Raw genomic sequence first — 6,927 nt, forward strand, 5'->3', positions numbered from 1 at the left:
CGGGCTCGCCCTCGTCGCGCTGGCAGCGATGATCTACTACAACTTCCTGATCTTTGTGATCTTCCTCGCGATGGGCGTGGTGGCATTCGGCATTTGGCGTTTGCTTTCAGGTGGCATCGCCAAGGAAGCGGCAGCGTCCACGTAACAAGGCTCTCTGGCCCGATCACCGGAAAGGCGCACGAACCGGTTCCGATCAATATATCGACGCCCCCCTCCGAAGTGTGGCGGGGGGCATTTCAGCGCAAAGCTTGACTGATATCATTACGCTCCGGGGCCAGTGCCACGTTCGCCACCGATTGGTTCACCGCACCTGACGATGGACTCGCCGTGTCCTCGTGACCCGCCGCGCCCCCAGTCCCAGCAACGCCGCCACGGCCCAGCCACCGACAAAACCAATCGCGCCCCAGACGAGACCCGCAAAGCTGACGGGGACGCCGGGCGCGAAGTCGCGCCAGGTATTGGCGAAAACGACGTCATCGGCATTCCCCAGCAGAACAAAAGGCTTGGCGACGGGTGCGGCGGTGCCGAGATGGAGCTGCTGCGACAGCAGCGTTTCGTAGCGCGTGATCGTGCTCTGCATCGAGACGCCGCGGTCGCGCAGGAAATCGTCGGACGATTGCGCATAGGTGTTCAGCGCCTGCTGGCGATCGAGATGGTGCTCGGCGGCCTGAGTATTGAAATCCTCGACGATGACCCGCAATTCGTCGATCGCCCCGCCGATCCGCTGGCGGTATTGCTGCGCAAATTCCGGTGCCTGCGAAAACACCGTGCCGCCGGCAAGCCCGGCGACGATGGTGATGATCCTTGCAATCGGTCCCATGCTCGATGCCTCCGGCTATCCCCTTGCGCTAACGATCCGGCGCGTCAAAGGTTTCTGCCTTCGACACAATCGGTAACCCTATGTGATTGAACCGACGGCTTCCGGCGAGTTGATGCCGTGACCAACTCAGAAAAGAGAGGCGCTCGTCATGAAACGGTTTGTCCTTGCCTGCACGCTCGCTGCTGCGTCCATCTTTTCCGCAATGCCGTCCGAGGCGGCAAGTGTGACCATCACCACGGATGATGCGCGTCCCTATTATCGTCATTTGGAACGGCCCTACTACCGCCATCACATGAGGGCGCCACGTTTCCCGCGATTGCTTCACCAAGACGGAAAAGATCCGCCGCCACGGCCACACGGTCATCAAGGAAACCCAGGTCTGCCGATAAGGCAATCCATGCAGGAAAAGCCTGGCTGATCGGCCGGACTTTTCATCTGATCTCGACATGAGGAACTTCGCCCATATCAGCCGCGTTTATCGCAAAACAGGAGTATTCATCATGCGTCTCAAGATGACTCTTTTGACAATCGCCTATGTCGCCGTCAGTGTCCTGCTGCTCGCCATCGCCTACCAGCCGCAGGGGTCGGGCGCCGCGCAGAAAACGGATCGTCTGGCCGGCTCGTCCTTCCTCGTCGAACGCTTCGCCGGTTGATCGGCTGCTTATAGGCGACAATGTGGAAACAGTTCTCGCCCGGCAAGCTCCGGGCTCGGAGCGGCCCGCCGCTGGTTAATGCGTACCGTCGAGCGACGATCCGCCGAGCAGGATTCGGTTCTGCACCGCATGCACACCCTCGACCGCCTTGGCGACCGCAGTTGCCCGTTCGATTTCGCCTACCGTGCCGACGGTGCCGCTCAACACGATCTGATCGTTCTCCATCGTCACCTCGACATCGGAGGCGTCGATGCCGCCGGCGATCGCCAGGGCATTGGCAACGGCCGCTTCGACCGATGCGCGATTGGCGATCTCGATCTCCATCTCGGGTTCGAGCCCGTGAAATGTCTGCTCCTTGAAAACCATGATCCGTTCCTCCGTGAAAGCCTCGTAGGAAACGCTGCTCAGCGGACTTTGGTTCACCACCGCTACCAGTTGACGCGATAGCGGAGATTGACGCTGCCCGCCTCACCTCCTGAAAATGGATTGCTGACCGAAGCATCGAGATTGAGGTTCGGCAGAATGGCCTGGCTGACCCCAACCGTGCTCGAGAAGTCGCCGCTCGCATTGCTGACGCCTGTCCCTGCCGAAAGCGCGGTTCCCGTCCAGGGATGAATCAGCTTCAGCGCCTGCGTTGCCGTTACCGAAGCCTGCCGGGCCTCGACCGCGTCATATTGCACGCTGATGGATCGGCTCGATTGCATGTCGAGCGAATCGGACAGGATCCAGCTGCGCGAGCGGCTGAGGGTTAGCGCGCCGCTGCCGCGCAGCGTATCGACGCTGACGCTGGCACCCCGCTCTGACCGGCCTGCCGGGGTAACGCTCGTCCTGGTGATCCTGCCCCAAAGCATTGCCTGTTCGGAATCGGGCAGCAGCGCTCCGCCTTTGGTCGAGGCCAGCGCGATGTCGGCGCCAGCGCTCGTTTCCCATTCCGCCGGCAGGCGAAAACCCACCGTCGCCTTGTAGGACCGGTCCGAAAGCTTGGCTGGCGACCAGATCAGCAGGTCGTCCGCCTTCGCTGCGGCTGTGAGCGAGGGTAGGATGGCGAAAAAGATGCATACTAATTTGAATGTCGTCATGAAGTTCAGAACGTTTTGACCTGTCACAGGGCTGCGGCGCGGAGTGGACGCAGCAGCGCATATGAAAGCGTTCGCGACGAACGCAATGAGGGATCACGGCCAAGCCGTCCATCCCGGTTTCATCCTCGATTTAATGTATGGCCCAAAGGCCGGCGGCACCGAGTGCCTGTTCTTCGATGGACGCCACAGCGCCCCGACTTGCCATGCGACCGTGACCGGCCGCGGCGGAAGCGATTCCGGCAGCAATGTTATAAGGATCACATCCGGCCGCCGCTCTGTAAACCCCTCAAGGGTTGAAATCTGCTGCACCGCACACTTGCCGCCCCCTCCAAAGCCTAGTAGAGCCTGAGTCTACGAGAGAAATTTTCGCGAAATTCTACATGATGACCGGCAAAAGCGCGCCGCGGCGCCTCAGCATCTTCGGTTCGACGGGTTCGATCGGCCAGAATACACTCAATGTCGTCGATCATCTGGGCGGACGGGAGAACTTCGAAATCTCCGTGCTGACCGGCAGCGGCAATGTCGAATTGTTGGCCCGGCAGGCGAAATCATCCGGCGCGCGGCTGGCGGTGACGGCAAACGACCAGCATTACGAATCACTGAAGAGCGCACTTTCCGGCACCGGCATCGCGGTCGCTTCGGGAAAATCCGGGCTGATGGAAGCCGCCGACCGCGAAGCTGACTGGGTGATGGCGGCAATCGTCGGTACTGCCGGCCTGGCGCCGACGCTTGCCGCGGCCCGCCGCGGCGCCGATATCGCCCTTGCCAACAAGGAATGCCTGGTATCGGCCGGCGATCTCTTCATCGCAGCGATCCGGGCGGGCGGCGGCAGGCTGCTTCCGGTCGACAGCGAGCACAACGCGATTTTCCAGGTGCTGGAAGAGAACCAGCGCCACGCCGTCGAGCGGGTCATCCTGACGGCGTCGGGTGGCCCCTTCCGCACCGCCTCGCTGCGTGACATGGCGGATGTGACGGTGGAAACCGCGCGCGCCCACCCGAACTGGTCGATGGGCTTGAAGATTTCGATCGACAGTGCCTCGATGTTCAACAAGGCGCTGGAGATGATCGAAGCCCGGCACCTTTTCGGCCTCAGGCCCGAACAGATCGAGGTCATTTTTCATCCGCAATCGATTATCCACTCCATGGTCGGCTATACCGATGGATCGGTGCTGGCGCAGCTCGGCGCGCCCGATATGCGCACCGCCATCGGTTATGCCCTATCCTTTCCGCGCCGGTCGAACCTGCCGGTCGAGCGGCTGGATTTCGCCAAGCTCGCCAGGCTGGATTTCGAGGCGCCGGATGAGGTGCGGTTTCCGGCGCTGCGGCTCGCGCGCCTGGCGATGACGCGCGGGCGTGTTCAGGGCGCGGTGCTGAACGGCGCCAAGGAAGTGGCGCTCGAAGCCTTCATCGAAGGGCGGCTCTCCTTCCTCGCCATGGCCGAGGTCACCGAGAGGGTCATGGACGATCTGGCCGGCCTGCCGCCGGCTTCCGGCATGGATGATGTCTTCGCCGCCGACAGGGAAGCCCGGCAAAGGGCGGCGGAGCTCATGACACTAGCGATTGCCGAGTGAAGTTCGGACGGCCGATCGCCGAGTGGTCGCCCGCCTGTGACCGTGACCGCCGCGATTAGCGCAACCGGTTCCCACCCTCGTCGAACAACCGGCAATCCGACGGTTCAAACAGCAGGCTCACTTGCTCGCCCGCCGCGATACTGATCGGTGACCGATGCTCGACGGTCAGTGACTGGCCATCGGCAAGCTGGCAATAGAGGTATTGCGTTCCCCCGAGATATTCCGAAAAATCGACCCTGGCCGTCAGGCTGCCCGATAGATCGGAGGCCACCTTCAGATGCTCCGGCCGCAGGCCGAGCGTCACCGCGCCGCCAACCGGCCTGTCTGCCGGCGGCAGGCCGCTTTCGATCTGCCGGCCGGCGACTTCGACCATGCCTCCCGCACCCCAGCGGGCATTGAGCAGGTTCATCCTCGGCGAGCCGATGAAGCCCGCCACGAAGGTATTCGAGGGATTCTCGTAGATTTCCCGCGGCGTTCCCGCCTGTTCGACGCGGCCGTCGCGCAGCACGACGATCTTGTCAGCGAGCGTCATCGCCTCCGTCTGGTCGTGCGTGACATAGATCATCGTGTTGCCGAGTTCGCGGTGGAGGCGGGCGATCTCGATGCGCATCGAAACGCGCAGTTCCGCATCGAGATTGGACAACGGCTCGTCGAACAGGAAGACATCGGGCTTGCGCACGATCGCCCGGCCGATCGCCACGCGCTGCCGTTGGCCACCGGAAAGCTGTCCCGGCCGCCTGTCGAGAAGATGGTCGATTTTCAGGATTGCCGAGGCGGCCTCGACGCGCGTCTCTATCTCCGCAGCATTCGTGCGCGCCATCTTCAAGCCAAAGGCCAGATTGTCGCGCACGCTCATATGCGGATAGAGCGCGTAGGACTGAAAGACCATGGCGATGCCGCGCTCGGATGGATCGAGATCGGTGACGATACGTCCCTTGATCTCGACCTCCCCGTCGGTCACGTCCTCCAGGCCGGCGATCATGCGAAGAAGCGTCGATTTCCCGCAGCCGGAAGGGCCGACGAAGACGACGAATTCGCCCTCTGCGATCGTCAGGTCGATCCCGTGAACCACCTGCAGATTGCCATAGCTTTTTCGCACGTCCTGGAGCACGACGCTCTTGTTACCCATACCGTTCGTCATCCCCAAAAAGACCTATCTGTCCGACTGGACCCAGACGAGCATCTCTCCGGGCGCGCGGTTGTCCCAGAGATGATAGGGCACGAAACGCGCGGTGGCGACCTGCCTTTCGGCCGGCGCTTTGCGGTAGAGCGCTGTTCCCCAGTTCGATGTTTCCTCGCGCTCGACCTTGAGATCGATGGCGACGGCATCATTGAGATCCTTCAGCACGACAGTTTCGGCCGTGGAGAGCTCACGGGGCAGGACGATGGCATTGAGGTCTTCGCCATTGTCCGTTGTTTCCAGACAATAGACCAGCGGGCCGCGCATCAATGCGACGCGGCCGGCATCCTGGCGCACCTTCGGATTGGCATATTGGGGCCGAAGCGCCAGCGGCAGGTAGAGGGCGACGCGATCACCCGCGGCCCACTCACGATCGATCCTGGCATATCCGTCCCGCATATTGGCGTTGAGATCGAGCATTTCTCCATTGACGCTGAGAGTTGCGCCTTCGGCCCAGTCCGGAATGCGCAGCGACAGCGCAAACTTCGCCGGCTTCTCCAGCCTGGTGGTAAAGGCGACCGCACCCTCCCACGGATAGTTGGTGGTCTGCTCGAGTTCCACCTCGGCGCCGTTGGCAAGCTTCAGCCGCGCGGTGCTCTCGCCATAGAGGTGCACGGCGATCTCGTTATCCGAAACGGCGTACATGTAGGAGCCGATCGAGGTCACTAGCCGGGCGATGTTGGGCGGGCAGCAGGGGCAATGGTGCCACTTCCACCGGTGGTGCTTGCCGGCACTTTCGAGCGGATTGTCGTAGAAGAATGTCTTGCCGTCGGTCGAAAGCCCCGGCAGCGCGCCATTGTAAAGCGCCTGCTCCATGATGTCGGCATAGCGCCGATCCGGACCGCGGCCGAGCATGCGGCTTGCCCAGAACACCAGGCCGACCGAGGCGCAGGTCTCCGCATAGGCGGTATCGTTCGGCAGATCGAAATAATCGGTGAAACCTTCGTTGGACGCCGCCGGCCCGATACCGCCGGTGATATACATCTGCTTGGTCGTCAGATCGTCCCAAAGCGTTTCCAGAGCAGCCGTTAGGCTGTCGTCCCTGTATTCGGTGGCGATGTCGGCCATGCCCGAATAGAGATACATGGCGCGCACGGCGTGGCCGACGACCTTTGTCTGCGCGCGCACCGGCTGGTGCGCTTGCGCGTATTCATAGGTTTTCTGGTGGTACTCGGAGACATCGCGCCCATCGCGGCTTGCCTCGGCGGTGAAGAAATGCGGTTCAGTGCCGCGTTCGTCGATGAAGTATTTCGATAGCTCGAGATATTTCTTCTCATCCGTCACGCGGGCGAGCTTGACCAGCGCCAGCTCGACTTCCTCATGGCCGCAATAGCCTGGTATCTGGCCGTCGCCGTGACCGAAAATCTTGATCATGTAATCGGCATAGCGGCACATGATGTCGAGCAGCTTGCGTTTGCCGGTCGCCTGATAATAGGCAACCGCAGCTTCCATGAGATGGCCGGCGCAATAGAGCTCATGATGGTCGCGAAGGTTGGTCCAGCGGCGGTTCGGCTCGACGCGCTGGAACCAGGCATTCAGATAGCCGTCCTCGTCCTGCAGCTTCTCATACATGTCGATGATCTCGTCGGCCCGCGCTTCAAGCTTCGTGTTTGGCCGGCGATAG

Annotated in this window: 7 protein-coding genes and 1 pseudogene; 3 read left to right on the forward strand and 5 right to left on the reverse strand. The window is 61.9% G+C overall.

Going from position 1 to position 6,927, the window contains the following annotated elements:
- Positions 1-301: 301 nt before the first annotated feature.
- Positions 302-820: a DUF2937 family protein gene (locus FY112_RS02455; RefSeq protein WP_151517572.1), complete on the reverse strand. Its 519-nt coding sequence runs from the start codon at positions 818-820 to the stop codon at positions 302-304.
- 148 nt (positions 821-968) lie between these two features.
- On the opposite strand from FY112_RS02455, the pseudogene FY112_RS37340 reads away from it, so the two are divergent.
- Positions 969-1,209: pseudogene (locus tag FY112_RS37340) on the forward strand (hypothetical protein).
- Positions 1,210-1,320: 111 nt separating this feature from the next.
- Entirely contained in the window at positions 1,321-1,473 is a 153-nt protein-coding gene (locus FY112_RS36565; protein ID WP_017962331.1) for a hypothetical protein, read from the forward strand.
- Between the two features lie 75 nt (positions 1,474-1,548).
- On the opposite strand, the gene FY112_RS02465 is transcribed toward FY112_RS36565, so the two are convergent.
- Together FY112_RS02465 and FY112_RS02470 are read right to left on the reverse strand one after the other, a co-directional pair.
- A complete protein-coding gene (locus FY112_RS02465) occupies positions 1,549-1,839 on the reverse strand; it encodes a BON domain-containing protein (RefSeq protein WP_026265482.1) in 291 nt (96 codons plus the stop codon).
- A 62-nt stretch (positions 1,840-1,901) separates the two neighbouring features.
- Positions 1,902-2,552 carry a hypothetical protein gene (locus FY112_RS02470; protein WP_131619935.1) on the reverse strand — a complete coding sequence of 217 codons (651 nt, stop codon included), beginning with the start codon at positions 2,550-2,552 and terminating at the stop codon, positions 1,902-1,904.
- Positions 2,553-2,932: 380 nt separating this feature from the next.
- On the opposite strand from FY112_RS02470, the gene dxr reads away from it, so the two are divergent.
- On the forward strand, positions 2,933-4,123 hold the full coding sequence (dxr, locus tag FY112_RS02475; RefSeq protein ID WP_151517573.1) for a 1-deoxy-D-xylulose-5-phosphate reductoisomerase: 1,191 nt from the start codon (positions 2,933-2,935) through the stop codon (positions 4,121-4,123).
- A gap of 55 nt (positions 4,124-4,178) precedes the next feature.
- Here the strand turns inward: dxr and ugpC are convergent, their stop codons facing one another.
- Positions 4,179-5,252 (reverse strand): sn-glycerol-3-phosphate ABC transporter ATP-binding protein UgpC, encoded by a 1,074-nt coding sequence (gene ugpC, locus FY112_RS02480; RefSeq protein WP_181018133.1) that lies wholly within the window; start codon positions 5,250-5,252, stop codon positions 4,179-4,181.
- A 24-nt stretch (positions 5,253-5,276) separates the two neighbouring features.
- Positions 5,277-6,927: beta-L-arabinofuranosidase domain-containing protein (locus FY112_RS02485; protein ID WP_151517574.1), on the reverse strand; the 1,651-nt coding region annotated here is incomplete at its 5' end.

The organism is Rhizobium sp. PEPV16, assembly GCF_008919455.1.
Lineage (GTDB): Bacteria > Pseudomonadota > Alphaproteobacteria > Rhizobiales > Rhizobiaceae > Rhizobium > Rhizobium leguminosarum_Q.